The organism is Brevundimonas sp. FG128, from assembly GCF_057809775.1.
This window is the reverse complement of record NZ_JBMDKP010000003.1, coordinates 262,556-286,443: the sequence shown is the minus strand read 5'-3', so window position 1 is coordinate 286,443 and position 23,888 is coordinate 262,556. Positions and strand designations below refer to the sequence as shown.

At 68.4% G+C, this 23,888-nt stretch carries 24 protein-coding genes; 8 read left to right on the top strand and 16 right to left on the bottom strand.

What is annotated here, in order from left to right; translation table 11 throughout:
- Positions 1-21: 21 nt before the first annotated feature.
- From ACODSC_RS09880 to ACODSC_RS09860, 5 genes are all read right to left on the bottom strand, one after another.
- Positions 22-1,875, bottom strand: coding sequence for a M20/M25/M40 family metallo-hydrolase (locus ACODSC_RS09880; RefSeq protein WP_488813724.1), 1,854 nt, complete (start codon positions 1,873-1,875; stop codon positions 22-24).
- A gap of 72 nt (positions 1,876-1,947) precedes the next feature.
- On the bottom strand, positions 1,948-2,898 hold the full coding sequence (locus tag ACODSC_RS09875; RefSeq protein ID WP_488813723.1) for a right-handed parallel beta-helix repeat-containing protein: 951 nt from the start codon (positions 2,896-2,898) through the stop codon (positions 1,948-1,950).
- A 1-nt stretch (position 2,899) separates the two neighbouring features.
- Entirely contained in the window at positions 2,900-3,697 is a 798-nt protein-coding gene (locus ACODSC_RS09870; protein ID WP_488813722.1) for a phosphatase PAP2 family protein, read from the bottom strand.
- Positions 3,694-4,200 (bottom strand): hypothetical protein, encoded by a 507-nt coding sequence (locus ACODSC_RS09865; RefSeq protein WP_488813721.1) that lies wholly within the window; start codon positions 4,198-4,200, stop codon positions 3,694-3,696. The genes ACODSC_RS09870 and ACODSC_RS09865 overlap by 4 nt, the downstream gene beginning before the upstream one ends.
- A 75-nt stretch (positions 4,201-4,275) precedes the next feature.
- Positions 4,276-4,641 carry a ribonuclease gene (locus ACODSC_RS09860; protein ID WP_488813720.1) on the bottom strand — a complete coding sequence of 122 codons (366 nt, stop codon included), beginning with the start codon at positions 4,639-4,641 and terminating at the stop codon, positions 4,276-4,278.
- Between the two features lie 99 nt (positions 4,642-4,740).
- Between ACODSC_RS09860 and ACODSC_RS09855 the strand changes: the two genes are divergently transcribed.
- Positions 4,741-5,745, top strand: a complete 1,005-nt coding sequence (locus ACODSC_RS09855) for an LLM class flavin-dependent oxidoreductase (protein ID WP_488813719.1) — start codon at positions 4,741-4,743, stop codon at positions 5,743-5,745.
- Here ACODSC_RS09855 and ACODSC_RS09850 read toward each other — a convergent pair.
- Complete coding sequence (locus ACODSC_RS09850; RefSeq protein ID WP_488813718.1) at positions 5,742-6,713, bottom strand: alpha/beta fold hydrolase; 972 nt, start codon at positions 6,711-6,713, stop codon at positions 5,742-5,744. The genes ACODSC_RS09855 and ACODSC_RS09850 overlap by 4 nt on opposite strands.
- Positions 6,714-6,761: 48 nt before the next feature.
- On the opposite strand from ACODSC_RS09850, the gene ACODSC_RS09845 reads away from it, so the two are divergent.
- Entirely contained in the window at positions 6,762-7,598 is an 837-nt protein-coding gene (locus ACODSC_RS09845) for an aldo/keto reductase (protein ID WP_372693276.1), read from the top strand.
- Between the two features lie 125 nt (positions 7,599-7,723).
- Here ACODSC_RS09845 and ACODSC_RS09840 read toward each other — a convergent pair whose 3' ends face one another.
- Complete coding sequence (locus tag ACODSC_RS09840) at positions 7,724-8,125, bottom strand: HIT domain-containing protein (RefSeq protein WP_488813717.1); 402 nt, start codon at positions 8,123-8,125, stop codon at positions 7,724-7,726.
- A 2-nt stretch (positions 8,126-8,127) separates the two neighbouring features.
- Positions 8,128-9,033 (bottom strand): SIMPL domain-containing protein, encoded by a 906-nt coding sequence (locus ACODSC_RS09835; protein WP_488813716.1) that lies wholly within the window; start codon positions 9,031-9,033, stop codon positions 8,128-8,130.
- A 139-nt stretch (positions 9,034-9,172) separates the two neighbouring features.
- On the opposite strand from ACODSC_RS09835, the gene mdh reads away from it, so the two are divergent.
- Positions 9,173-10,135 carry a malate dehydrogenase gene (gene mdh, locus ACODSC_RS09830; RefSeq protein ID WP_488813715.1) on the top strand — a complete coding sequence of 321 codons (963 nt, stop codon included), beginning with the start codon at positions 9,173-9,175 and terminating at the stop codon, positions 10,133-10,135.
- A gap of 210 nt (positions 10,136-10,345) precedes the next feature.
- Here mdh and ACODSC_RS09825 read toward each other — a convergent pair whose 3' ends face one another.
- Together ACODSC_RS09825 and zapE are read right to left on the bottom strand one after the other, a co-directional pair.
- Positions 10,346-10,846: a YbjN domain-containing protein gene (locus tag ACODSC_RS09825; protein WP_488813714.1), complete on the bottom strand. Its 501-nt coding sequence runs from the start codon at positions 10,844-10,846 to the stop codon at positions 10,346-10,348.
- A gap of 35 nt (positions 10,847-10,881) precedes the next feature.
- Complete coding sequence (gene zapE, locus ACODSC_RS09820; RefSeq protein ID WP_488813713.1) at positions 10,882-11,973, bottom strand: cell division protein ZapE; 1,092 nt, start codon at positions 11,971-11,973, stop codon at positions 10,882-10,884.
- Positions 11,974-12,113: 140 nt separating this feature from the next.
- Between zapE and ACODSC_RS09815 the strand changes: the two genes are divergently transcribed.
- The 3 genes from ACODSC_RS09815 (at position 12,114) to ACODSC_RS09805 (ending at position 15,819) form a co-directional block, all read left to right on the top strand.
- Positions 12,114-13,160 (top strand): aspartate-semialdehyde dehydrogenase, encoded by a 1,047-nt coding sequence (locus ACODSC_RS09815; protein ID WP_488813712.1) that lies wholly within the window; start codon positions 12,114-12,116, stop codon positions 13,158-13,160.
- A 197-nt stretch (positions 13,161-13,357) separates the two neighbouring features.
- Positions 13,358-14,278, top strand: a complete 921-nt coding sequence (gene rarD, locus ACODSC_RS09810; protein WP_488813711.1) for an EamA family transporter RarD — start codon at positions 13,358-13,360, stop codon at positions 14,276-14,278.
- A gap of 26 nt (positions 14,279-14,304) precedes the next feature.
- The gene (locus ACODSC_RS09805; protein WP_488813710.1) at positions 14,305-15,819 is read left to right on the top strand and encodes an MFS transporter; all 1,515 of its coding nucleotides are present in this window, start codon (positions 14,305-14,307) and stop codon (positions 15,817-15,819) included.
- Here ACODSC_RS09805 and ACODSC_RS09800 read toward each other — a convergent pair.
- The 6 genes from ACODSC_RS09800 to ACODSC_RS09775 form a co-directional block, all read right to left on the bottom strand.
- Positions 15,804-16,937 carry a serine hydrolase domain-containing protein gene (locus ACODSC_RS09800; RefSeq protein ID WP_488813709.1) on the bottom strand — a complete coding sequence of 378 codons (1,134 nt, stop codon included), beginning with the start codon at positions 16,935-16,937 and terminating at the stop codon, positions 15,804-15,806. The genes ACODSC_RS09805 and ACODSC_RS09800 overlap by 16 nt on opposite strands.
- Before the next feature lie 85 nt (positions 16,938-17,022).
- The gene (locus ACODSC_RS09795; protein WP_409719604.1) at positions 17,023-17,292 is read right to left on the bottom strand and encodes an ATP synthase F1 subunit epsilon; all 270 of its coding nucleotides are present in this window, start codon (positions 17,290-17,292) and stop codon (positions 17,023-17,025) included.
- A gap of 2 nt (positions 17,293-17,294) precedes the next feature.
- Positions 17,295-18,842 carry a F0F1 ATP synthase subunit beta gene (atpD, locus tag ACODSC_RS09790; protein WP_488813708.1) on the bottom strand — a complete coding sequence of 516 codons (1,548 nt, stop codon included), beginning with the start codon at positions 18,840-18,842 and terminating at the stop codon, positions 17,295-17,297.
- Between the two features lie 37 nt (positions 18,843-18,879).
- Positions 18,880-19,758: a F0F1 ATP synthase subunit gamma gene (locus ACODSC_RS09785; protein WP_488813707.1), complete on the bottom strand. Its 879-nt coding sequence runs from the start codon at positions 19,756-19,758 to the stop codon at positions 18,880-18,882.
- A gap of 34 nt (positions 19,759-19,792) precedes the next feature.
- On the bottom strand, positions 19,793-21,325 hold the full coding sequence (atpA, locus tag ACODSC_RS09780) for a F0F1 ATP synthase subunit alpha (RefSeq protein ID WP_488813706.1): 1,533 nt from the start codon (positions 21,323-21,325) through the stop codon (positions 19,793-19,795).
- A 71-nt stretch (positions 21,326-21,396) separates the two neighbouring features.
- On the bottom strand, positions 21,397-21,951 hold the full coding sequence (locus tag ACODSC_RS09775; protein WP_488813705.1) for a F0F1 ATP synthase subunit delta: 555 nt from the start codon (positions 21,949-21,951) through the stop codon (positions 21,397-21,399).
- 319 nt (positions 21,952-22,270) lie between these two features.
- On the opposite strand from ACODSC_RS09775, the gene ACODSC_RS09770 reads away from it, so the two are divergent.
- Both ACODSC_RS09770 and ACODSC_RS09765 read left to right on the top strand, forming a co-directional pair.
- Positions 22,271-23,098, top strand: coding sequence for a TerC family protein (locus ACODSC_RS09770; protein WP_488813704.1), 828 nt, complete (start codon positions 22,271-22,273; stop codon positions 23,096-23,098).
- 6 nt (positions 23,099-23,104) lie between these two features.
- Positions 23,105-23,878, top strand: coding sequence for a glutaminyl-peptide cyclotransferase (locus tag ACODSC_RS09765; RefSeq protein ID WP_488813703.1), 774 nt, complete (start codon positions 23,105-23,107; stop codon positions 23,876-23,878).
- Positions 23,879-23,888 lie beyond the last annotated feature (10 nt).

The window sequence follows — 23,888 nt, the reverse complement described above, 5'->3', positions numbered from 1 at the left end:
ACCCGGAAATCAGGCTGGAAATCACGCCACGGCCCGCGCCGCAAGGGCGAGGCCGCACCCCATCACCAGACCCACGGCGCCGAGAACCGCCAGACCCCGCGCGCCGCGCGACGTCGTGGGGGTCAGGGGTCGGGCCAGCATCACGATCAGCAGGGCGATGACGCCCAGGGCGCCGGGCAGGTCTATGCCGACGCCCAGGAAGACGCCGTGACCCTGAACCAGCAGCCAGGCCCCGACGACCACCGTGGCGACGGCGGGGGGGATCAGGGTGCGCCAAGACATCAGCCGGGCCCCGATCAGAGCCGTCGCGGCGGCGGCGAGCGCAGCGGTCAGGCCGGGCCAGATGAACAGGAAGGCGGCTTCGGGCGCGACCGCCTGAACCAGCGTCCCCAGAACCAGCACCAGGATGATCAGCCCCAGCCAACCGCCCCAGGGGGTCTCGTCCTCGCCCGCCGGCCACAGGCTCAGCACCACCCCGACCACCGCCGCGCCGACGACGATCAGGCTGAGACCGCCCAGGACCGTCGCCAGAACGGCCGCCGCCGCGATGACCCAGGCGGACACCCTGCGGCCCACCCGCGCACGCCCTGCAACAAGCGCGAGGACCAGCCCTGCGACCGCCAGCGCCACGCCGATCTCGAGCATCGGCAGGCGGCGCAGCAGGGTGTAATAGGTCTCTGCCGACGCGATCCGGCTGCCGACGGGTCCCGCCAGAACCCGCACGGCCTGGCCCACGACCACGGCGCCGGCGACCAGCCACAGCCCCCCGGTCGCGCCCCGCACCACCGACATGACCGTCAACCCCGTCGCATGACGCGCGCCCCAGGCGGCGAAGGCGGTCAGGGCGCCTGCAACGACCAGCAGCAGCCATCCGACGCCCGGCCCATGACTGATCACGAAGAGGCCGAACACATCGGCATAGACCGCATCCTGTGTCGCCTGCGGCAGGGACGGCGCGCGCAGCAGGGCGTCGGCGGTCTCCAGCGCCTGCGACCCGATATGCTGCAGGCTCCCCTGGTCCAGGGCGTCGGGCGTCGAGGCGGGCGAATGATACTGCGCCGGGCGGCCGATGAAGGCGAAGTTGACCCCCGCCAGCTCCCGCCCCGCCGCCACCGTGAAGTCCGTTCCGTTCGGCATCAGCCGATAGATGAAGACCGCCAGGGCGTTGCTGGACGGGCCGCCGCTGGCCTTTCGCGTCGCCTGGGCGTAGCGGGCGATGGTCTGGGCGTTGCCTGGCCCGGTCTCGAACATCATGGCGCGACCGCCCCCGCCCCGCGCCTCCAGATTGATCACCGCGCCGATATGATCGCGCAGCGGGTGCTCGCTGAAGAAGGCTCGCGCCCCGTCCAGGTTCAACTCCTCCGCATCGGTCAGCAGCACCACCAGCGACCGGTCCATCGGCCCCCGCGCCCTGATCGCCCGCACCGCCTCCAGGATCGCCGCGACGCCCGTGGAGTCGTCGGCTGCGCCAGGCGAGTTCGGCACGCTGTCATAATGGGCCATCAGGACGACTGCGGGCAGGCCGGGCTTCCGGCCCGGAAGATCCCCCACGATGTTGACGGCCCTCAGGGCGTCCGCATCGCCGCCGTCCCGTTCGATCCTTGCGACCGCCGCCGGCGACAGGGCGCCGGATTGCAGATGCGGTTGCAGCCCCATCGTCGCCATACGCTGGAACAGATAGGCTTGGACCTGCGCATGTTCGACCGATCCCACAGGATGCGGCGCGCGGGCGATGCGGCGCACATCGACCATGGCGCGCTCGGCCGAAAAGCCGATGGCGGGCGTCGAGGCCGGCAGGGGCGCAGGGGTCTGGCTGGCGACGGCGGCCAGGCCGAGGGCGGCCGTCAGGGACGCAAGAAAAAGAGCCAGCCGCATCATCATCCCCCGGTCGATCAGGGGCTCAGTTGGCCCGGCGGAGAGGGATCGCGCAAGTGCGGCGCCGAGGCCTCACCGCCGCACAGTGTTGCGCGCCGCCAGATTGCCCGTGGCGCCGTCGCCGTCGTCCACGCTGGAGCCGAACGGCCAGCCCCGGTCGTCGCCGCAGTAGGGCCGGCCGCCCTCGCGCGCGCCGATCACCACCGCGCGCGGCCGCAACCACGCTGCGCCGGTGAAGATATTGTCCGTAATCTGATTATAGGACGGCGTCTGATGGCGGATCACGCCGTCCTCGCCGCAGTTGCGGTACAGGAAGACCCCGCCCCGCCCGTCCAGGGCCAGTCGATTGCCCACAATCTGGTTGGCGCCCGAACCGTCGACGGCGATCTGCTCGCGCCCCGTCTGAATGTCGAAAGTGTTGTCCTGAAGACGCGCGCCCGCGCTTTCCGCATCCAGATAGACGGCGGTTGAGGTGGAGCGGCCGACGAAGGTGGATCGCGTCACCATCGTGCGCGTCACACCCGGACCGACATAGAGGGGAATGGTCCCGACGGCCTCGAACCGCACATGATCCAGCACCGTGCCGATCGGCGCCGCCGACTGGGCCGCGATGGTGTGGCCGACGGTGCGCGACGAGGCCAGCAGGTCCCGCATCGACCCGCCCGCCCCCATGCCCCAGATCCGCACATTGCCGACGACGACGCAGTTTCGCACCACGACATCGGCCGGCCTCGACCATCCGGCCCCTTCGCGGCGGGACCATACCGCCACGGTCGGCGCCGTCGTCGTCGGCTGACCCGGCGCAACGATGCGTCCGCCGCCGCAGTCCAGCGCCACGCCGGACGCCTCGGCGCCCTCGAACAGGATGCGGCGGCGGATATCGACGCCCGACAGCGTCGCGCGGCACGCCAGCCGATAGGGCCGATCCGACGGCGTCGTCAGTTCACGAATCTCTTCGGCCGAGCAGTCGCGCGCGGCGGGCGCCTGGACCGTCAGCGCCGCCAGGACCAGCCATAGCACCATCTCAGGGCAGGACGGTCGCCAGGGCCGCGCGCTCGGCCGCGCAGCCGGGATTGGTCAGGCCGCTGCGACGCGCCGCCGCCAGTTCTGCCCGCGCCGCCGTTGCATCAGCCTGGAAGGCGGGCGTCGCCGCCGCCTCGGCGGCCGCAGCGCGGCCGATGTCCTCGCCCGCCGCCACGTCGGTCGGATAATGCATGGCGCAGATCAGCCGGCTGACCCCGATCTCATGGCCGATCCGCCGCACGGCCTGGGCGCGATCCGGCTCCAGCACCGCGAAGGCCTCGGCATAGGCCGTTCCGACGGCGGCGCTGCCCGACGGATAGGAGGGACTGGCCCGGCCCGTCGCATTCAGCGTCTGGCAGGCGCGGCGTTGCGGGTCGTCGCCGACCGGCCTCAGCCGCGCCGCCCGCGCCTTCACCCGCTCGGCCACGGCGTCGGCGTCATGGAAAACCTTGGCCATAAGGCGGTCGAGCGCCGGCGTCTCGGCCGACCCCAGCCGGACCCCCAGTGCGCAATCGAAATGCTGCAAGGCCAGTGGCGGGCGCAGTTCCGCATGCGATGTGGCCAGGAGCCAGCGGTCGCTGTCCTCCAGCGCGACATAGCGGGCGGACGCCGCCTTGTCCGCCAGGTCCTGGCCCGAACCGACCGGGGGCGGAGGCGCGACCGCCTCGGCGAGCCGCGCGATGACGCCGTCCGCCACAAACCCTTGCGAAGGCGTCGTCACGGCGGGCCTTGGCGCGCCGGCGCAGCCGCTGACCAGCAGGATCGCCGTCGCCGCGCCCAGGGCGGCGACCGTCCTCACTGGCCCTCGCTCCAGCTCAGCTGAACCGAGGTCGCGCCGGCCTCGTCCGGCGCCGCCACGACCTGAAGCCGGGGGCCGTCCGCCGTTTCGCCCGCCGCGCCATAGGCCCGGGCGTCGCCCTGGTTCATGCCGGTGACGGAGCGCAGGCCCGCCGCCTCGGCCCGTTCGCGGTAGAAGGCGACGATCTGGTCCGGCGAGGCGTCGGTGGTGTAGGTGACCAGCCCGCCGTCCCCGGCCTCGCCGTCTGCCAGCAAGGGCTGACCATCCACGCGAGCGCCGGGATAGAGGGCGGCGTATTCCGGCGCGCCGGTCATCGCGGGCATGGCGGCGACAGGCGCGCCGGCGGCGGCGGCGGGCGCAGGAACAGGCGCCGCAGGCTCGGTGGCCGGCGGGGCGGTGACGGCGGCCGGCGCAGGCCCCGCCTCGGCAGGCTCGGCCGATCGGTCGCATCCGGCGAGGCAAAACAGAACCAGAGCGGCCGGAACCGCCAAACGGAGCATCATCTAGAAATCGTCCCTGACCTAAGTGGTCTAAGCCCCACCGTGGCGCATGCATGCGGCGGCGGCAAGGCGCGCCGTCTAGTCGTCTCGCGCGCCCTCTGCCGGATCGCCGCCGGGACCTTCGAAATGACGGCCCGATCCCTCCAACGCATTGGGTGAGGCGTTGGTCGGCGAATCCGGATCCTCGAACTCCCGCCCCTCTTCGGCCAACGCCTGATTGATCTTGCGGGAGTCGGGGTCGTCGTCCGAACCGCTGGCCGAGCCGCCGCGCAGCGAGCCGGCGCGGGTGTCGGATCCGGAATCGCTGCCGTCCAGCGCATCGATCAGGGTGTCGGCCTTGTGACCCAGATCAGGCTTTTCGCCCATGTCGGCGGCTTCGCGCGCGTCGTCACCCTGGAATTCATGGGGCTGGACTTCGGGCTGGGTGGGATCGGCATCCGTCATGGCGCATGTCTCCGTGTTGAACGATTAAAGCCCCTGCCCCGGTTGCGGTTCCCGGCGCCTTGCCCTTGAACCCCGGCTGGCAGCCCCGATCTAGTCGGCATGATACCCTTTTCCGTACTCGATCTCTCCCCCATCGTCGAAGGCGGCGACGCCCGCCGCGCGCTGGACGAAACCCTGGCCCTGGCCCAGGCCGCAGACCGTCTCGGATATGAGCGGTTCTGGCTGGCCGAGCACCACAACATGCCGGGCATCGCCAGCGCCGCGACCTCCATCGTCATCGGCCATGTGGCGGCGGGGACGCAGCGTATCCGTGTCGGCTCGGGCGGCGTCATGCTGCCCAACCACGCGCCCCTGGTGGTCGCCGAACAGTTCGGCACGCTGGAGACGCTGTTCCCCGGCCGCATCGACGTCGGTCTGGGCCGCGCGCCCGGCACGGACGGCGCCACCGCCCGTGCGCTGCGTCGCTATTTCGAAGGCGCCGACCAGTTCCCGCGCGATGTGGTCGAGCTGATCCAGTGGTTCGAGCCGGCGTCCGAGAACCAGCCCGTTCGCGCTGTGCCCGGCGCCGGCCTGCGCGTACCCGTCTGGCTCTTGGGCTCCAGCCTGTTCAGCGCGCAGCTGGCCGGCCAACTCGGCCTGCCCTACGCCTTCGCCAGCCATTTCGCTCCCGAACTGTTGCTCGAGGCCCTGGCGCTTTATCGCCGCACCTTCACCCCGTCTGACCGCCTAGCCAAGCCCCACGCCATGGCCGCGATCAACGTCTTCGCCGCCGACACCGACGCGGAGGGCGTGCGCCTGTCCACCTCGATGCAGCAGAGCTTCGCCCGCCTCTCGACCGGCAAGCCCGGCAAACTGCCCCCGCCCGTCGACGACATCACCACCGTCCTGACGCCGCAACAGATCGAGGGCGCAAAGGGCCGCCTGCTCTATTCCGCCGTCGGCGGGCCCGAGACCGTCAAGCGCCAGCTCTCCGACTTCATCGCCCTGACCGGCGTGGACGAGCTGATGGTCACCGGCATGATGTTCGACAACGCCGCCCGCATCCGCGGCCTGGAAATCGTCGCAAAAGTGCGCGAGCAGATGGCGATGGCGGACGCGGCCTAAAGCCCGCCCAAAAACTCCAGCAGCAGCGCGTTCACCTCATCCGCCCGCTCCTGCTGGATCCAGTGCCCCGCCCCCGGCACGACCACCGACCGCCTCAGCCCCGACGCCCAGTCCTTCAACCCCGCCTCATGGCCTCCGGCGTAGTGGCGCACCGGATCGTTCTCACCGACGACGAACAGGGCGGGCGGTGTGATCTTCTGGTCCTGCACGAAGGCCGTCAGCGACCAGTTCAAATCCATCGCCCGATACCAGTTCAGCGGCGCGTCGAACCCGTCGGCCGAGAAGGCCTGCACATACTCATCGAAATGCGCCTCACTCATCCACGGCGGCAGGGTCGCTGCGTCGTTGATGGTGTCCAGCAAATCCACACCCTCGGGCATGAAGCCGGTGGAGCGCCGATCCGCCGGGGTCGCCCCGTCATAGGCGTAGAACAGCTTCCTCAACGCCGTCCCTGCATCGGCGTCCATCGGCAGATGGGCGTCCGGCGCCTGGAACCGGCTGATGTAGAGGTCGCCCAGCCCGGCCCGTTTCGAGATCGCGGCCATGGCGGCGGTGGGCGGTCCTTTAAGCCGGCGCGGCTGGAACGGCACCGACAGGCCCGCCACTGCGGTGAAGACATCGGGCCTCAACAGGGCGCAATGCCAGGCCACCGGCGCGCCCCAGTCGTGACCCACGACGACGCAGGCCCTCTTGCCCAGCGCCCGGACCAGATCGACCATGTCCCCGACTAGGTGCAGGATGGAATAGGCGTACACCCCCGCCGGCTTCTCGGTCCCGCCATAACCCCTCATGTCGGGGGCTGCGACGTGGTATCCTGCTTGGGACAAGGCCTCGACCTGGGCCCGCCAGCTGATCCCCAGTTCGGGAAAGCCGTGGATCAGCAGGACCAGCGGCGCGTTCTGGTCTTCGAACCCGGCGTCCAGAACCTGTTGGACCAGGCCGTCGGTCTTGATAAGCCGCGTTCGCATTCCACCCTCCTTCGCGGTCTTCGCCGCTTATTCTTCGTCAGGACGGACATGACCCGCCTCGTCACATTCGCAGACGGTACGACCGTTCCCGCCCTCGGCCAAGGCACCTGGGAGCTGGGCGACGACCCGGCCTGGCGCGACGAGGAGCAGCAGGCCCTGGCCCGCGGCATCGACCTGGGCATGACCCTGATCGACACGGCCGAACTCTATGGCGACGGCCGCTCGGAACGGCTGGTGGGCGAGGTCATCGCCGACCGTCGCGACGAGGTCTTCCTGGTCTCCAAGGTCCGGCCCGAGAACGCCTCGGAGATGAAGATGATGCTCGCCTGCGAGAAGTCGCTGGAACGGCTCGGCGTCGAACGGCTGGATCTCTACCTGCTGCATTGGGAAGGCAACGTCCCGCTGGAAGAGACCGTCGAGGCCTTCCGAGACCTGGTCGACGAGGGAATGATCGCCCGCTGGGGCGTATCCAACCTGGACCTGCGGGCCATGGAACAGCTGATGGAGATCGAGGGCGGCGAGGACTGCGCCGCCAACCAGCTGCTCTACAATCTGGCCTCGCGCGGGGTGGAGTTCGACCTCCTGCCCTGGATGCAGGCGCGCGACATGCCGATGATGGCCTATTCGCCCCTGGGACGCGGCGAACTGCTGGAACAGCCCCTGATCCGCGACATCGCCAACCGCCATTCGGCCAGCCCGGCCCAGGTCGCCCTCGCCGCCGTCCTGCGCCACGACGGCGTCATCGCCATCCCCAAGGCCAGCTCCGTCGAACACGTCGAGGCCAATGCCGACGCCCTGGAAATCCAGTTCGATCTGGAAGATCTGGAACGGTTGGACGAGGCGTTCAGGGCCCCGAACCATGCGGTGCCGCTGGATATTATCTGAGGGTCATGGGGCGAACCGCCTTTTAAATCCGTCATCCTCGCCCTCGTGGCGAGGATCCAGACTCCCGGTGCGTCCGCAGAGTGCGTCATCGTCAAAACCGGGAGTCTGGATCCTAGGCACAAGGCCTAAGATGACGAACTCAGGATGGCCAGCAGCCGCGCCCGCTCATCGTCCGTATACGGAATAACCGGCCCTCGCCCCCACACCGGATCGGGCCACAGGCCGTCGTCGCGCCTCCGCCCCACCACATGAACATGCAGTTGCGCCGTCACATTGCCGATGGCGCCGACGTTCAGCTTTTCCACAGCGCCCAGCCGCCGGACCAACGCCCCGGCCCGCACCGTCTCCTCCATCAGCATCGCCCGCTGCTCGACGCTCAGGTCCTCCAGCTCTACCGCCCCCTCGACGCGCGGGATCAGGATCAACCAGGGAAAACGCGCATCGTCCTGCAGCCGCACATGGCACAGCGGCCATTCGGCTGCGGCGACCGACCCGACCCCGAAAGCCGGCGCAACCTCAAACCCCATCCTCAGTTCAGCCCGTAGATGACGCAGGCGCTGTCGGTCAGGGTCTGCAACGGCGGTTGCAGCGCCAGCCGCGCCGCTTCTATGTCCGCCTCGCTGGGGCCTGCCCCGCCTGCCATCGGCGCAGGAGGCGCAGGCGGCGGAGCGAAGGCCATTTCGGCGCTCACCCGCGATCCCGTCACTACGATGTCGTCCACCGTCGTCGCCTGTCCGCCGGCGGCGTAGGACGGCCAGCCGGCCAGGACGTCCGTCTGGCAGACGCGGCCCGAGGGATCGATGATCTTGACCCGGCCCAGGGTCGCGCCCGCATTCGCCGCCGCCGCCTCGGCCCGGCGGCGCGCATCCTTCATCGCCTCGGCCTGCAGATTGGCCTTCCAGCTATTCTCAGGCTCCAGGTTGAAGTTCACCTGACCGATCGACGTCGGGCGCGAGGCCACGATGGTGGCGTATACCCGCTCGATCAGGCGCACGTCGCGCACCGTCACACTGACCGAGGCGTCGGCCTGATAGCGGGCCACGCGGTCGGCGCGGGTGTTGTCGCGCATCACCCCGTTCTCGTCGCGGTATTGGTCATAGAGAGGCCGGGTGGTGACGCTGGTCTCGACCCGCACCTTGTCCGCACCGTAAGCCGACAGAGACTGGCTCAGCGCCCGCACCTGGTCGGCGGCGGCGCGCGACGCCTCGGTGACGCTGCGATCCACGGACTGGAAGCTGGCGGAGACGAAGGCGCGGTTGGCCTGGATCTCGACCCGCACCTGGCCGACCGAGGCGATCACCGGATCGCGCATCCACCAGGGGGCGGGAATGTATCGGTCGCCGATCGTGGCGGGCGGGGTCTGGGCCATGACTGGCGCCGAAGCGACGACGGGCGCGGCGCCCAGCAGCAGGGCGAGAGCGAGAGAAGGGCGCATCGAAATCCTCCGGTTAGGGCCGGACCTTCGCAGCCCCGACCAAGGCCGTAAAGCGAGGTTCTTGCGACAGCCGCGCGAGGGGTCTAGACCGCCCGCACGATTAATCCCCATTTCGCACACGCAATAAACGGAGACATCCATGGCTCGCGCGAAGATCGCCCTTATCGGCGCCGGCATGATCGGCGGAACCCTGGCCCACGTGGCCGCGCGCGAAGCCCTGGGCGACGTGATCCTGTTCGACATCGCCGAAGGCACGCCGCAAGGCAAAGCTCTCGACATCGCCGAGGCCACCGCCGTCTTCGGCTCGGACGTTGCCCTGAAGGGCGCCAACGACTACGCCGACATCGCGGGCGCCGACGTCTGCATCGTCACCGCCGGCGTGCCGCGCAAGCCGGGCATGAGCCGCGACGACCTGATCGGCATCAACCTGAAGGTCATGAAGGCCGTCGGCGAGGGCATCAAGGCCCACGCCCCCAACGCCTTCGTCATCTGCATCACCAACCCGCTCGACGCCATGGTCTGGGCCCTGCAGAAGTTCTCAGGGCTCCCCAAGGAGAAGGTCGTCGGCATGGCCGGCGTGCTCGACTCGGCCCGCTTCGCCTACTTCCTGGCTGAAAAGACCGGCGTCTCGGTGCAGGACATCCACGCCTGGACCCTGGGCGGTCACGGCGACGACATGGTGCCGATGGTGCGCCACTCGACCGTCGGCGGCCTGCCCCTGCCCGACGCCGTCGCCGCTGGCTTCCTGAGCCAAGCCGACCTGGACGCCATCGTCGACCGCACCCGCAAGGGCGGCGGCGAGATCGTGGCCCTGCTGAAGACCGGCTCGGCCTTCTACGCCCCGGCCGAGAGCGCCATCGCCATGGCCAAGTCCTACCTGCTGGACCAGAAGCGCGTCCTGCCCTGCGCTGTCTGGCTGTCGGGCGAATACGGCCTGTCGGACCTCTACGTCGGCGTCCCCGCCCTGATCGGCGCCGGCGGCGTCGAGAAGGTGATCGAGTTCACCACCAACGACGAAGAAAAGGCGATGTTCGAAAAGTCCGTCGCCTCGGTCCAGGGCCTGCTGCAGGCCTGCAAGGACATCGACGGCTCGCTGGCTTAAGCCACGCCTCTGTCGAATGACGAAGGGCCGCGGAGCAATCCGCGGCCCTTTTTTTCTTGTCCCTTCTCCCATTGGGAGAAGGTGGCCCGCAGGGCAGGATGAGGGTCGGGCGGTGGGCCAGTTAGCACGAGCGCGACTCTCACCCTTTCGCACCAGAACGACGGCTATCGCCGCCGTGTGCTCAAGCCCTCTCCCACCGGGAGAGCGAGATCATTGCGGCGCCACATACCCCATCTCGCCCGCGAACTTGGGCAGCAGTTGCAGCCAGACCGCCAGCGGGTCCGCCAGTTGCGCCACGCCTTCGCCCGACAGCACGACGACGTCGTATTGCGCCGTCGCCGTCGGGGTCGCCGCAGCCGTATGGAAGGCCTTCAGATAGCGGTTGTCGCGGTTCCAGGCGTTGACCTTGTCCAGCGTCGCCCCGGCGCCCGGCACGACCGCGCTGAACTGAACCTCGCCGCAGACGCCCGCCTCGCAGCCGTAGAAGAAGACCGCCCAGGTCAGGCCCGCATTGGTCACGGTGAAGAAGGTCAGTCCGTTCTCGGTCTGCACCGGCCCGACGCGCCCGCCCAGGCTGGTGATCCACGCCCCGACCTCGGCCGGCGTCAGACCTCGACTGGCCGCCGCCGGCGCCGTCTGGGCCAAGGCCGCCCCCGCCGTCAGCGGCGACAGAGTCATAAGAAGGGCGGCGGCGAGGGCGAGGCGGCGCATGGAAACTCTCCGAAGGTCAGTCCCCACCCTAGCCGTCAGTCGCGCACGTGCGCCAGCCAGTCCTTGCTCTGCATCTCGTTGAACCGCGACACGGTCCGCTCGAACTCAAACGCCCCCACCCCCTCGGTATAGAGGGCCTCGGGCCGGGCCGCCGCCAGCACGATCAGCTTGGTCTTGGCCTCGTAGAGCGCGTCCACCAGGGTCACCAGACGCCGCGCCTCGTGGTGGTTTGCAGAGCTCAGGATCGGCACGTCTTCCAGAAACAGGGTATGGAACCGCTCGGCGACGGCCAGATAGTCTTGCGGTCCCAGCGGCTTGCCGCACAGCTCGGCGAACGTCGCCCGCGCCATCGAGCCGACGGTGCGCTCCACCACCACGTCGCGGCCCAGCACGGTCAGGTGCGCCGGCTCCTCGGGCTCCCCGCCCTTCAGCTCGCGCCACAGATCCTCGAACTCTGCGCGGTCGTCGGGCGTGTGCCACACCTGGGCCGAGGTCATCCGGTCCCGCCGCCAGTCGCGCGCGCCGGCCATCTCCACCACCGCGCAACGCTCGCGGATGATGTCGATGAAGGGCGTGAAGAGCTGGCGGTTGATGCCGTTCTTGTACAGGTCCTCCGGAGCGCGGTTCGAGGTGATGGCCAGCACCACCCGATCCTCGAACAGGGCTTCGAACAGCCGTCCCAGGATCATGGCGTCGGCGATGTCGGTGACCTGAAGCTCGTCGAAACACAGCAGCCGGGCTTCCGACGCGATCAGCCTGGCGATCGGCGGGATCGGATCGTCGCCCTTATGCGTGCCGAACACGGCCTTGCGCGTCTTCGCATCCCCCTCGCGCCACTGTTTCACCAGGTGGTGGATCCGAGCCATGAAGGCGTGGAAATGGGCGCGCGTCTTTCGCGGCTCGGGCGTCGCCGAATAGAACAGGTCCATCAGCATGGACTTGCCCCGTCCCGGCGGCCCCCACAGATAGACGCCCTTCACCTCGGGCGGACGGCCGAACAGGCCGCGTTTGGCCAGGTCCGTCTCCAGCCGTTCCAGGGCGACGATCACCTCGCCCTGGGCCGGATCGGGCGTCAGCACGCCCTCTTCCACGCGGATGTCGTAGGCGTTGCGTATGCGGGAGGTCATGGGAGCGTTGCTTAAAGCCCAGGACAGTGAAAAGCGATTGCTTCGCGGCCCCGAACGCCTATTTGCAGGGCCATCACTAAAATGCGCTCAAGCAGCGAGGCTCCGCGAGCCGAGCGTAGCGCGTCCGAAGGACAAGAAACATGGGTTATCGCGTCGCGATCGTCGGGGCCACGGGCAATGTGGGCCGCGAAATGCTGAACATCCTCGAGGAGCTGAGCTTCCCGGTGGACGAACTGCACGCCATCGCGTCGCGAAAATCCAAGGGCGTGGAGGTCTCGTTCGGCGACAAGACCATCAAATGCCAGGACATCGAACAGTTCGACTTCTCCAAGGTGGACCTGGTCCTGATGTCGGCCGGCGGCGATGTCTCGCGCGCCTGGTCCGAAAAGATCGGCAAGGCCGGCCCCATCGTGATCGACAACTCTTCGGCCTTCCGCAAGGACCCCGACGTGCCGCTGATCGTGCCGGAAGTGAACCCCGACGCGGTCAAGGACGCCAAGAAGAAGAACATCATCGCCAACCCCAACTGCTCGACCATCCAGCTGGTCACGGCGCTGAAGCCCCTGCACGACGCGGCCAAGATCAAGCGGGTGGTGGTCTCGACCTATCAGTCGGTGTCCGGCGCCGGCAAGGAAGGCATGGACGAGCTGTGGAACCAGACCAAGGCCATCTATGGCCTGGGTGACGCGCGTCCCAAGAAGTTCCCCAAACAGATCGCCTTCAACGTCATCCCCTACATCGGTTCCTTCCTCGAGGACGGCTCGACCGACGAGGAGAAGAAGATGTCGGACGAGACGCACAAGATGCTGGACCCCGACATCCAGGTCACGGTCACCTGCGTGCGCGTGCCGGTCTTCGTCGGTCACTCCGAGGCCGTGAACATCCAGTTCGACCGCCCCATCGAGCCGGACGAGGCCCGCGCCATCCTGCGCGAGGCGCCGGGCGTGCTGGTGATCGATAAGCAGGAGCACGACGGCTACATCACCCCCGTCGACGCCGCCGGCGAACACGCCGTCTATGTGTCGCGCATCCGCAAGGATCCGACCATCGAGAACGGCCTGAACCTGTGGGTCGTGTCCGACAACCTGCGCAAGGGCGCCGCCTTGAACGCCGTCCAGATCGCCCAACTGCTGGACGAGACGGGCGTCATCACCTCGTCGTCGGGCTATCGCACCCTGACGGTCTGACCGCTGTTTTCGTCATCCTCCGGCGCGCCCAGCGCGACGGGGGGACCCCGCGGCGCGCGTGAGCGCGAACCTGTCGCGGACGGAATTTCGAACGCTGTGCTGCTGAAAGATTTCGCCTTTGGCGCCGCTGGGTCCCCCGGTCTGCGCCGCGAAGACGCGGCTTGCCGGAGGATGACGAAAGTGAAGTTGAGCCGCCCATGACAACCCCCGCCGCCGACCCCCGCGCGGTCGCCACCGCCATCGCCTGCTACACCTTGTGGGGCCTGCTGCCGCTGTTGTTCATGGCGCTGGCGGCCCACGGCTTCGGCGCGCCCGAGATCCTGGCGCACCGGGCGGTGTGGTCGGTGTTCTTCGCCGGCCTGTTCCTGCTGATGGCGGGACAGTGGGGCGAGGCGAAACGGGTGCTGGCGACGCCGCGCACCTTCGCCTGGCTGGCCCTGTCGGCCGTGATGATCGCGACGAACTGGAGCCTCTATGTCTTCGCCACCACCCACCATGCGACGCTGGAGGCCAGCCTCGGCTATTACATCAACCCCCTGCTGAACATGGCCGCTGGGGCGGTGCTGTTCCGCGAGAAGATCGACCGCTGGAGCGGCGCGGCCATCGCCCTGGCCGCCGTCGGGGTGGTGATCCAGACCATCGCCCTGGGCCATGTGCCGGTCATCGGCCTGACCCTGGCCGTCACCTTCTGCGCCTATGCAGTGATCCGCAAACGCGTGCCCGCCTCGGCCCAGACCGGCCTGTTCGTCGAATGTCTGGTTCTGGCGCCCATCGGCGCCGTCTTCCTGGCCTGGCTGGCGATGCACGGTCAGGCGACGGGCTTTTCCTCGCCCGCCGGTCTGGCCTGGGCGCTGGTCAACGGGCCGGCGACGGTGATCCCGCTGGTGCTGTTCGCCTGGTCGGCGCGGCGGCTGCCCCTGTCCACCATCGGCTTCATCCAGTTCCTGGCGCCCACGCTTCAGTTCGCTTGCGGCGTCTGGGCGGGCGAGCCCCTGACCCTGCTGCGGGTGATTTCCTTCGGCTTCATCTGGGCCGGGGCCGTCGTCTTCGCCCTGGCCGCCTACAATCGCAGCCGCGCGGCGCGCGAGGCGTTGAAGACCACGGCGGAACCGGCGTAGCCTGCCCGCCTCACGGAGGCGACGCCATGACGACCGCCCAGCCCGGCCCCTGCGACGACGCCCAGGTCCGCGCCGCACCGACCCCAAATCACCCGCTGTCAGCGGCGCGCAAGCGCTGGGTGCTGGCGGCGACCGTGCTGGGATCCAGCCTGACCTTCATCGACGGCTCGGCTCTGGGCGTCGCCCTGCCTGCGGTGCAGCGCGACCTGGCGGCGGGAACGGCGGCCGTGCAGTGGGTGTCGAACGCCTATCTGCTGACCCTGGGCGCCCTCGTTTTGATCGGCGGGGCGGCGGGCGATCGGTTCGGGCGGCGGCGGGTCTTCCTGATCGGCGTGGCCATCTTCGCCCTGGCCTCCATCGGCTGCGCCCTGGCGCCCACGGTCCAGGCTCTGGTGGCCGGTCGCGCGGTCCAGGGGATCGGCGCGGCCCTGCTGACGCCGGGCGCCCTGGCGGTGATCGGCGCGACCTTTCCCCCGGAGGAGCGCGGCAAGGCGTTCGGAACCTGGGCCGGATTCGGCGCCCTGACCGGCATGATCGGGCCGCTGGTCGGCGGGTGGCTGGCCGACGCGGCCGACTGGCGCGCCATCTTCTGGATCAATGTCCCCTTGGCGATCCTGACCGCCGTCGTCACCCTGGCTGTGACGCCGGAGAGCCGGGACCCCGAGGCCAAGGGCCTGGACTGGCTGGGCGCCGTGCTGGCCGTGGCGGGTCTGGGCGCCCTGACCTGGGCCTTGACCGCCGCGCCCGACCTGGGGTTCGCCTCGCCCGTCATCCTGGGCGGACTGGTCGGCGGCGCCGCCCTGCTGGCGGGTTTCCTCTGGGCCGAGGCGCGCGAGCAGCGGCCGATGATGCCGCTGGGCCTGTTCCGCTCGCCGGTGTTCAGCGGCGTAAACCTGCTGACCCTGCTGCTCTATTTCGCCCTGGGCGGGGCCATGTTCTTCCTGCCGTTCGACCTGATCCGGGTCCACGGCTGGAGCGCGACCGAGGCCGGGGCGGCCATGCTGCCCTTCGCCGCCGTCATGGGGCTGTTCTCGGGCCTGGCCGGACGGATCGCCGACCGGTTCGGCGCGCGCCTGTCGCTCAGCGTCGGGCCGGCCCTGGCGGGCGTCGGACTGGCGCTGCTGGCGGTCCCTGCGCCCGGCGCCGGCTATGTCGACGGGCCGCTGGCGGGGATGACGGTGATGGCGATCGGCATGACCCTGGCCGTCGGGCCGCTGACGGCGACGGTGATGGGGGCGGTCCAGCCGGGCCACACCGGCGTGGCCTCGGGCGTCAACAACGCCGTGGCGCGGGTCGCGGGCCTGCTGGCCGTGGCCCTGCTGGGTCTGGTGCTGTCGGCGGTCTTTACCGCCGTCGCGGACCAGCCCGACGGCCGCGCCCTGCTGGCTCAGGTCATGTCGGGGGCCGAGATGACGCCCGTCAGCCGCGACGCCTTCCATGCCGCCTTCCGCGCGGTGATCCTGGCTTGCGCGGCCTGTGCGGGCCTGGCGGGTCTGGTCGGCCTGCTGACCGCGCCCGGCCGGGTTCAGAAGGCGGCGTAGAGCGCGTCCAGCAGGCGCCGGGGACGTGGATCGCCGATCAGGTGCGGCGACTGGCGCGTCATCACATAGGCCGCCGACAACCGGCGCGACGGATCGGCCATGGCCATCGACCCGCCCCAGCCGTAATGGCCGAAGGCTTCGTCCGGCCCGAACACCTTCAGCCCGTCGTTGCGCATCAGGCCCGCCGCCCAGCTGATCTCGAACGGCAGCACCTTGTCCGGCCCGTGGATCCGCTCGCGCGTCAACTGCTCCAGCGTCCCCGCCGACAGCACCGACCGGCCGTCCAACGTCCCACCGTTGGCGACCACCCCCAGCATCCGCGCCAGTCCCAGGGCCGTGCCGTGCAGATTGGCCGACGGGATCTCCATCTCGCGCCATGCGGCCGAGCCCCGCCCGCCGGGCGCCGAGCCGCGATCCAGGAAGGCGGCCTGTTTGATCGGATCGACCACGCCCAGGCTGGGCGCCGAGGTGGGCTTCCTCATCTGCGCCACCCGCCCGTGCTCGCTTTCCGGCAAGCCGATCCACAGATCCAGCTCAGGGAAGTCCTGGCGCAACGCCTGGCCCATGGTCCGCCCCGTCGCGCGGCGAAACACCTCATTGGCCAGATAGCCGACCGTGACGGGGTGATAGCCCGAGGCCGTGCCCGGCGCCCACATCGGCGCCTGAGCCGCCAGCCGCGCCAGGACGGCGGGCACGTCGAACCAGATGGTCGGATCGACCGCCTCGGAAAACCCCGGCAGGCCCGCCTGATGGCTCAACAACTCGGCCACGGTCACATCCTGTTTGCCCGCCGCCCCGAACTCGGGCCACAGCGAGGCGACCGTCTGGTCATAATCGACCTGCCCCGCCTCGACCGCCGTCGCCATCAGGATCGCCATCACCGCCTTGCCGGTCGAGAAAACCGAGGTCAGGGTCGCCTCCGTGAACGGCGTCGTCTTCGCCGTATCCGCATGGCCCGCCCACAGATCGACGACCGCCTCGCCCTCGACCAGCACGCTGAACCGCGCCGCCTGCTCGTTCAGCCCCTCGGGCGCCTCAGTGAAGTTGGCGGCGAACGCCTCGCGCACGGCCTCATAGCCGGGAGCGCAGACGCCTTGGATGTCGAGGGGATCGGTCATGGGCTGGTCCTAGCGCGACCGTCGCCCACGAAAAAGGCCTCCCGCCGAAACGGGAGGCCTCAAATCGTTCGACCCTTGGAAGGGCTCAGCCCGCGACGACCTCGGTTGCTTGTTCGGCCAGGATGGTCAGGCCTTCGCCGTTGACGTCGGCGAAACCGCCGTGGACGTCGTACTGGATCTTGGTCCCGCCGTTATAGACGGTGACCAGGCCCTCGCGCAGGGCGGTCATGAAGGGGGCGTGGTCCGGCAGGACGCCGAAGTCGCCCTCCACGCCCGGCGCATCCACCTGGTCCACGAGGCCGGAGAAGACCTCGCGTTCCGGCGAGACGAGGGAGAAGTTCAGCTTGCCGGCCATGATCAGGCTTCCGACGCCATCTTCTCGGCCTTGGCGACGGCCTCTTCGATCGCGCCGACCATGTAGAAGGCGGCTTCCGGCAGGTGGTCGTAGTCGCCGGCGACGATGCCCTTGAACGAGCGGATCGTGTCGGCCAGTTCGACGAACTTGCCGGGCGCATTGGTGAACTGCTCGGCCACGAAGAAGGGCTGCGACAGGAAGCGCTGGATCTTGCGGGCGCGCGAGACGACCAGCTTGTCCTCTTCCGACAGCTCGTCCATGCCCAGGATGGCGATGATGTCCTTCAGGCCCTTGTACTGTTGCAGCACTTCCTGGACCGAACGGGCGACCTGGTAGTGCTCCTCGCCGATGACCAGCGGGTCCATGATCCGCGAGGTCGAGTCCAGCGGATCGACGGCGGGGAAGATGGCCTGGGCGGCGATGTCGCGCGACAGCATGGTCGTCGCGTCCAAGTGGGCGAAGGACGCGGCTGGCGCCGGGTCGGTGGGGTCATCGGCGGGGACGTAGATGGCCTGGACCGAAGTGATCGAGCCCTTCTTGGTCGAGGTGATGCGCTCTTGCAGATTGCCCATCTCGGTCGCCAGCGTCGGCTGATAGCCCACGGCCGACGGGATACGACCCAGCAGAGCCGACACTTCCGAACCGGCTTGCGTAAAGCGGAAGATGTTGTCGACGAACAGCAGGACGTCCTTGCCTTCTTCGTCGCGGAAATACTCGGCCTGGGCCAGGCCGGTCAGGGCGACGCGGGCGCGGGCGCCGGGAGGCTCGTTCATCTGGCCATAGACCAGGGCGCACTTGGAGCCTTCGGTCGAGCCGCCGTTCTTGGCCGGGTCCACGTTCACGTTGGACTCGATCATCTCGTGATACAGGTCGTTGCCTTCGCGGGTGCGCTCACCCACGCCGGCCAGGACCGAATAACCGCCGTACGCCTTGGCGATGTTGTTGATCAGTTCCTGCATGGTCACGGTCTTGCCCACGCCGGCGCCGCCGAACAGGCCGGTCTTGCCGCCCTTGGTGTAGGGGCAGATCAGGTCGATCACCTTGATGCCCGTGACCAGGATTTCCGACGAGGTGGTCTGTTCCTCGAACGAGGGGGCCTCGCGGTGGATCGGACGGTATTGCGTGGTCTTGATCGGGCCGGCTTCGTCGATCGGCTGGCCAACGACGTTCATGATGCGGCCCAGCACGCCCGGTCCGACCGGGGTCTGGATCGAAGAGCCGGTGTCGATCACGGCCTGGCCGCGCGTCAGGCCCTCGGTCGTGTCCATGGCGATGGTGCGGACCATGTTCTCACCCAGGTGCTGGGCGACTTCCAGCACCAGGGTGAAGGGCTCGCCCGTCTTCTGATCGACGTTCTGCGTGTTCAGGGCGTTCAGGATCGCCGGCAGGTGGCCGGTGAACTCGACGTCGACGACGGCGCCGATGACCTGGGCGATCTTGCCGGTGGCGACGACGGAGACGGGAGCGGCGCCCATCGAGGCGGGAGCAGCGGCCTTCTTGACGGCGGGCTTGCGGGCGGCGGGCTTCTTGGGGGCGACGGTGTCGGTCATGGCTGGGGTCCGTATCGGAATGTCTGTTCGGTCGGGATCAAAGGGCTTCGGCGCCGGCGATGATCTCGATCAGTTCGGTGGTGATCTGGGCTTGGCGCTTGCGGTTGTACTGCAGCGTCAGGGCGTTGATGAGGTCGCCGGCGTTGCGCGTGGCGTTGTCCATCGCCGCCATCTGCGACCCGAAGAAGCCCGCCTGGTTCTCGTACAGAGCGGCCAGGATCTGGGTCGTCAGGTTGCGCGGCAGCAGGGTCTCGAGGATTTCCTCTTCCGACGGCTCGTATTCATAGACCGCGCCGTTCAGGTCGATGGGCTGGGCGTCGCCCTCGACCACGGCCGGGATCAGCTGCTTGCCGGTCGGGACCTGCTGGATCACCGACTTGAACTGGCTGTAGAACAAGGTGACCACGTCGGCCTGACCGTCCTCGAACGCCGTGGCGATCATTTCGGCGACCGGCTGGGCCGACGGCAGGCCGATGGTCTTGTGCTCGCTCAGTTCGAAGGTGTGGATCACCTTGTCGCCGTACAGACGGGTCAGCTGGTCGCGCGACTTCTTACCGACCGCGATGATCTTCACATCCTTGCCGGCGTTGACCAGGCTGTTGATCCGTTCGCGCGCGGCGCGGATGACGTTGGTCGAGAAACCGCCCGCCAGACCCTTGTCCGCCGTCGCCACCACGATCAGGTGACGCTGGTCCTGACCCGTGCCGGCCAACAGCTTGGGCGCATCGGCGCCCGAGACGCCGGCGGCCAGGTTGGCGATGACCGAGGCCATCTTCTGCGCATAGGGCCGGGCGCTTTCGGCCTGATCCTGGGCGCGTTTCAGCTTGGCCGCGGCGACCATCTGCATGGCTTTCGTGATCTTCTGCGTCGCTTTGACGCTTCCGATCCGATTGCGCATTTCCTTGAGGCTGGCCATCCGGCGCTTACTCTCTCAGCTTATCCGGCGGGGTTCAGGCGAAGGTCTTGACGAAGGCGGCCAGGATGTCCTTCAGCTCGGCTTCGAGGTCCGAGGTCAGGTCCTTCTTGGTGCGGATGCCTTCGAGCAGCGAGGCGTGGTTCGCATGGACGCGCGCCAGCAGTTCCTTCTCGAAACGCCCGACGTCGCTGACCGCGATCCCGTCGATATAGCCGCGCGTGCCGGCGTAGACCGAGACGACCTGCTCTTCCATCGCCAGCGGCGAGTACTGCGGCTGCTTCAGCAGCTCGGTCAGGCGGGCGCCGCGGGCCAGCAGCTTCTGGGTCGAGGCGTCCAGGTCCGAGCCGAACTTGGCGAAGGCGGCCATCTCACGATACTGGGCCAGTTCGCCCTTGATGGTGCCGGCGACCTTCTTCATCGCCTTGGTCTGGGCCGACGAACCCACGCGCGACACCGAGATGCCGACGTTCACGGCCGGACGGATGCCTTGGTAGAACAGGTCCGATTCCAGGAAGATCTGGCCGTCGGTGATCGAGATCACATTGGTCGGGATATAGGCCGACACGTCGTTGGCCTGGGTCTCGATCAGCGGCAGGGCGGTCAGCGAGCCCGAACCGTAATCCTCGTTCAGCTTGGCCGAACGCTCCAGCAGGCGGCTGTGCAGGTAGAAGACGTCGCCCGGATAGGCTTCGCGGCCCGGCGGGCGGCGCAGCAGCAGGGACATCTGGCGATAGGCCACGGCCTGCTTGGACAGGTCGTCGTAGACGATCAGGCCGTGCATGCCGTTGTCGCGGAAGAACTCGCCCATGGCGGTGCCGGCGAAGGGCGCCAGGAACTGCAGCGGGGCCGGCTCGGACGCCGTGGCGGCGACGACGATGGTGTATTCCATCGCGCCGGCCTCTTCGAGGGTCTTGACGATCTGGGCGACGGTCGAGCGCTTCTGGCCGATGGCGACGTAGATGCAGTAGAGCTTGGCGCTCTCGTCGTCGGTCTTGTTGACGTTCTTCTGGTTCAGGATGGCGTCGATGGCGACGGCGGTCTTGCCGACCTGACGGTCGCCGATGATCAGCTCGCGCTGGCCGCGCCCGACGGGGATCAGGGTGTCGATGGCCTTCACGCCGGTCTGCATCGGCTCGTGAACCGACTTGCGCGGGATGATGCCCGGCGCCTTGACGTCGACGCGGCGGCGCTCGGTGAACTGGATCGGGCCCTTGCCATCGATCGGCTCGCCCAGCGGGTTGACGACGCGGCCCAGCAGCCCCTTGCCGACCGGCACGTCCACGATCTCGCCCAGGCGGCGCACGTCGTCGCCCTCTGCGATGGCGGCGTCGGCGCCGAAGATCACGGCGCCGACATTGTCGCGTTCCAGGTTCAGGGCCATGCCCTTGACGCCGGCCTTGGTGAACTCGACCATCTCGCCGGCCTGGACATTGTCCAGACCGTGGATGCGGGCGATGCCGTCGCCGACCGACAGCACGCTGCCGACGTCGGAAACGTCGGCTTCGACGCCGAAGTTGGCGATCTGCGACTTGAGGATGGCCGAAATTTCAGCGGCGCGGATGTCCATGACGGGCTCTCTGTTCTTCAGTCTTCTGCGGGTGCGCCGTTCAGGCGCGCATTCGTTTGGCGGGAGCGGGCTTACGCCCGCTTGAGGGCGAACTTCATCTGGTCGAGCTTGGTCTTCAGCGAGGCGTCGAACAGTTTCGAGCCGACCTTGATCTTCAGGCCGCCCAGGATCGACGGATCGACGCGTGCGGTCAGTTCCGGCGCCTTGCCCAGGCTCTTGGACAGGGCGGCGGTGATGGCGGCGACCTGTTTGGCGTCCAGCGCCTGGGCCGAGACGACCTCGGCGGCGACGACGCCGGCGTGTTTGGCGTAACGCGCCTCGAAGCCGGCGATCACGCCCGGCAGATCCTTGGCGCGATGGTTCTGGGCCAGCAGGCCCAGGAAGTTGGACGTGGTCTTCTCAAACTTGGCCTTGGCGGCGATGGCGACCAGACCCTTGGCCTGATCATCGGCCGAAATGACCGGCGAGGTCGCCAGACGACGCAGGTCGGCGCTCTCGATCCAGGCCGCCTTCAGCGACTTCAGATCGGCGCGCACGGCGTCCAGGCGGCCGGTTTCCAGCGCCAGGTCAAACAGCGCCTGTGCGTAGCGATCGCCGACTTCCGTCGTTCTGAAATCATCAGCCACTGATTAGGGTCCGAGGTCGTTGTGTCAGGGTCGCGACCGACTGCGAGGGTCGCAACGGTCAAAAGCTTGAAATGCTTACGGAAAGCACGACGGAGGCCGTATCCGTAAATACGCCCCCTCCAAGCCGGGCGCCTGATAGCACGGGGTTTTGCCGCTCGCAACATTCCGTGAAGCCATCCGGGCGTCTGCCCCTGCGCGATAACGCCGCGCGCGCCGCCTCAAACCGGGGGGTGCGACCATGACGCCGCAGCCGGATGCTTGATCGGAACCCGCGCCGGCCCTAGCGCTTTCCGCTCAAGCTTTTCCTCTAGGACACCTCATGCTCGACAGCATAACGCCCCTGCTCTCCGACCCGGCCGCCTGGGCCGCGCTGGTGACGCTCATCGTGATGGAAGTCGTGCTCGGCATCGACAACCTGATCTTCATCTCCATCCTGTCGAACAAGCTGCCCGAGCATCAGCGCCAGAAGGTGCGCCGCATCGGCATCGGCCTGGCCCTGGTCATGCGCCTCGCCCTGCTGTCGATCATCGCCTGGCTGGTCGGCCTGGTTCAGCCGGTCTTCAGCGTCATGGGCAACGCATTCTCGTGGAAGGATCTGATCCTGATCGCGGGCGGCCTGTTCCTGGTCTGGAAGGCGACCAAGGAAATCCACCACACCGTCGATCCCACGCCCAGCCATGACGTCATGGACAAGAAGGACGTGATGATCATGAACGCCGGGGCGGCCATCTTCCAGATCATCCTGCTGGACATCGTCTTCTCGATCGATTCGATCCTGACCGCCGTCGGCATGACCGAACACCTGCCGATCATGGTCGTCGCCGTCCTGGTCGCCGTGACCGTGATGCTGCTGGCCGCCGACCCCCTGGCGAACTTCATCAACAAGAACCCCAGCGTGGTCATGCTGGCGCTCGGCTTCCTCTTGATGATCGGCATGGTGTTGATCGCCGACGGCTTCGGCTATCATGTGCCCAAGGGCTACATCTATGCGGCCATGGCCTTCTCGGCCGGTGTTGAGGCATTGAACATGATGGGTCGTCGCGGAGCCACCAAGAAGGAACAGGCCGAACGCGCCCGCAGCGAGGCGAACGCCGCCGAGGTCCGCGCCCAGAAGGCCGAGGCCGAAGCCGCCGCCGAGCGGGGCTGAGGGATCATGGTCCGCCTGTCGCCTCGCCTCGCCGGCCTCGTCGCCGGCCTGCTTCTGGCGATAGGCGTTGGCCTGCCCGTCCGGGCCGAGGTTCCGGTCCAGTCCTATGAGGTCGTGCGGGCCTATCCGCACGACACGGGGGCCTTCACCGAAGGCCTCTTCTTCCATGACGGCGGCCTCTACGAGAGCACCGGCCTCTATCCGTCCTTCATCCGCAAGGTGGATCTGGAAACCGGCCGCGTGGAGCGCCAGCGCGACCTGCCGACCATCTATTTCGGCGAGGGCATGACCACGCTGAACGGCAAGCTCTACAGCCTGACCTGGCGCAACCACATCGGCTTCATCTGGAAGCTGGACGACTTCTCGCCCCTGGGCGGCTTCTCCTATCCGGGCGAGGGCTGGGCCCTGACCACCGACGGCCGCCGCCTGATCATGAGCGACGGCACCGACCAGCTGCGCTTCCTCGATCCCGAGACTCTCGCCGAGACCGGCCGCGTCTCCGTCACCGCCGACGGCCAGCCGCTGGATCAGATCAACGAGCTGGAATGGATCAATGGCGAGGTCTTCGCCAACCTGTGGCAGGACAACCGCATCGCCCGCATCGACCCCGAGACCGGCGTGGTGAAGGCCTTCATCGACCTGACCGCCCTGGTCCCCAAGGACGTCGGACTGGACCCCAATGACGACGTCCTGAACGGCATCGCCTGGGACGCCGCCGGCAAGCGGCTGTTCGTCACCGGCAAGCACTGGCCCCAACTGTTCGAGATCAAGCTGCGCTAGCCCAGCGAAA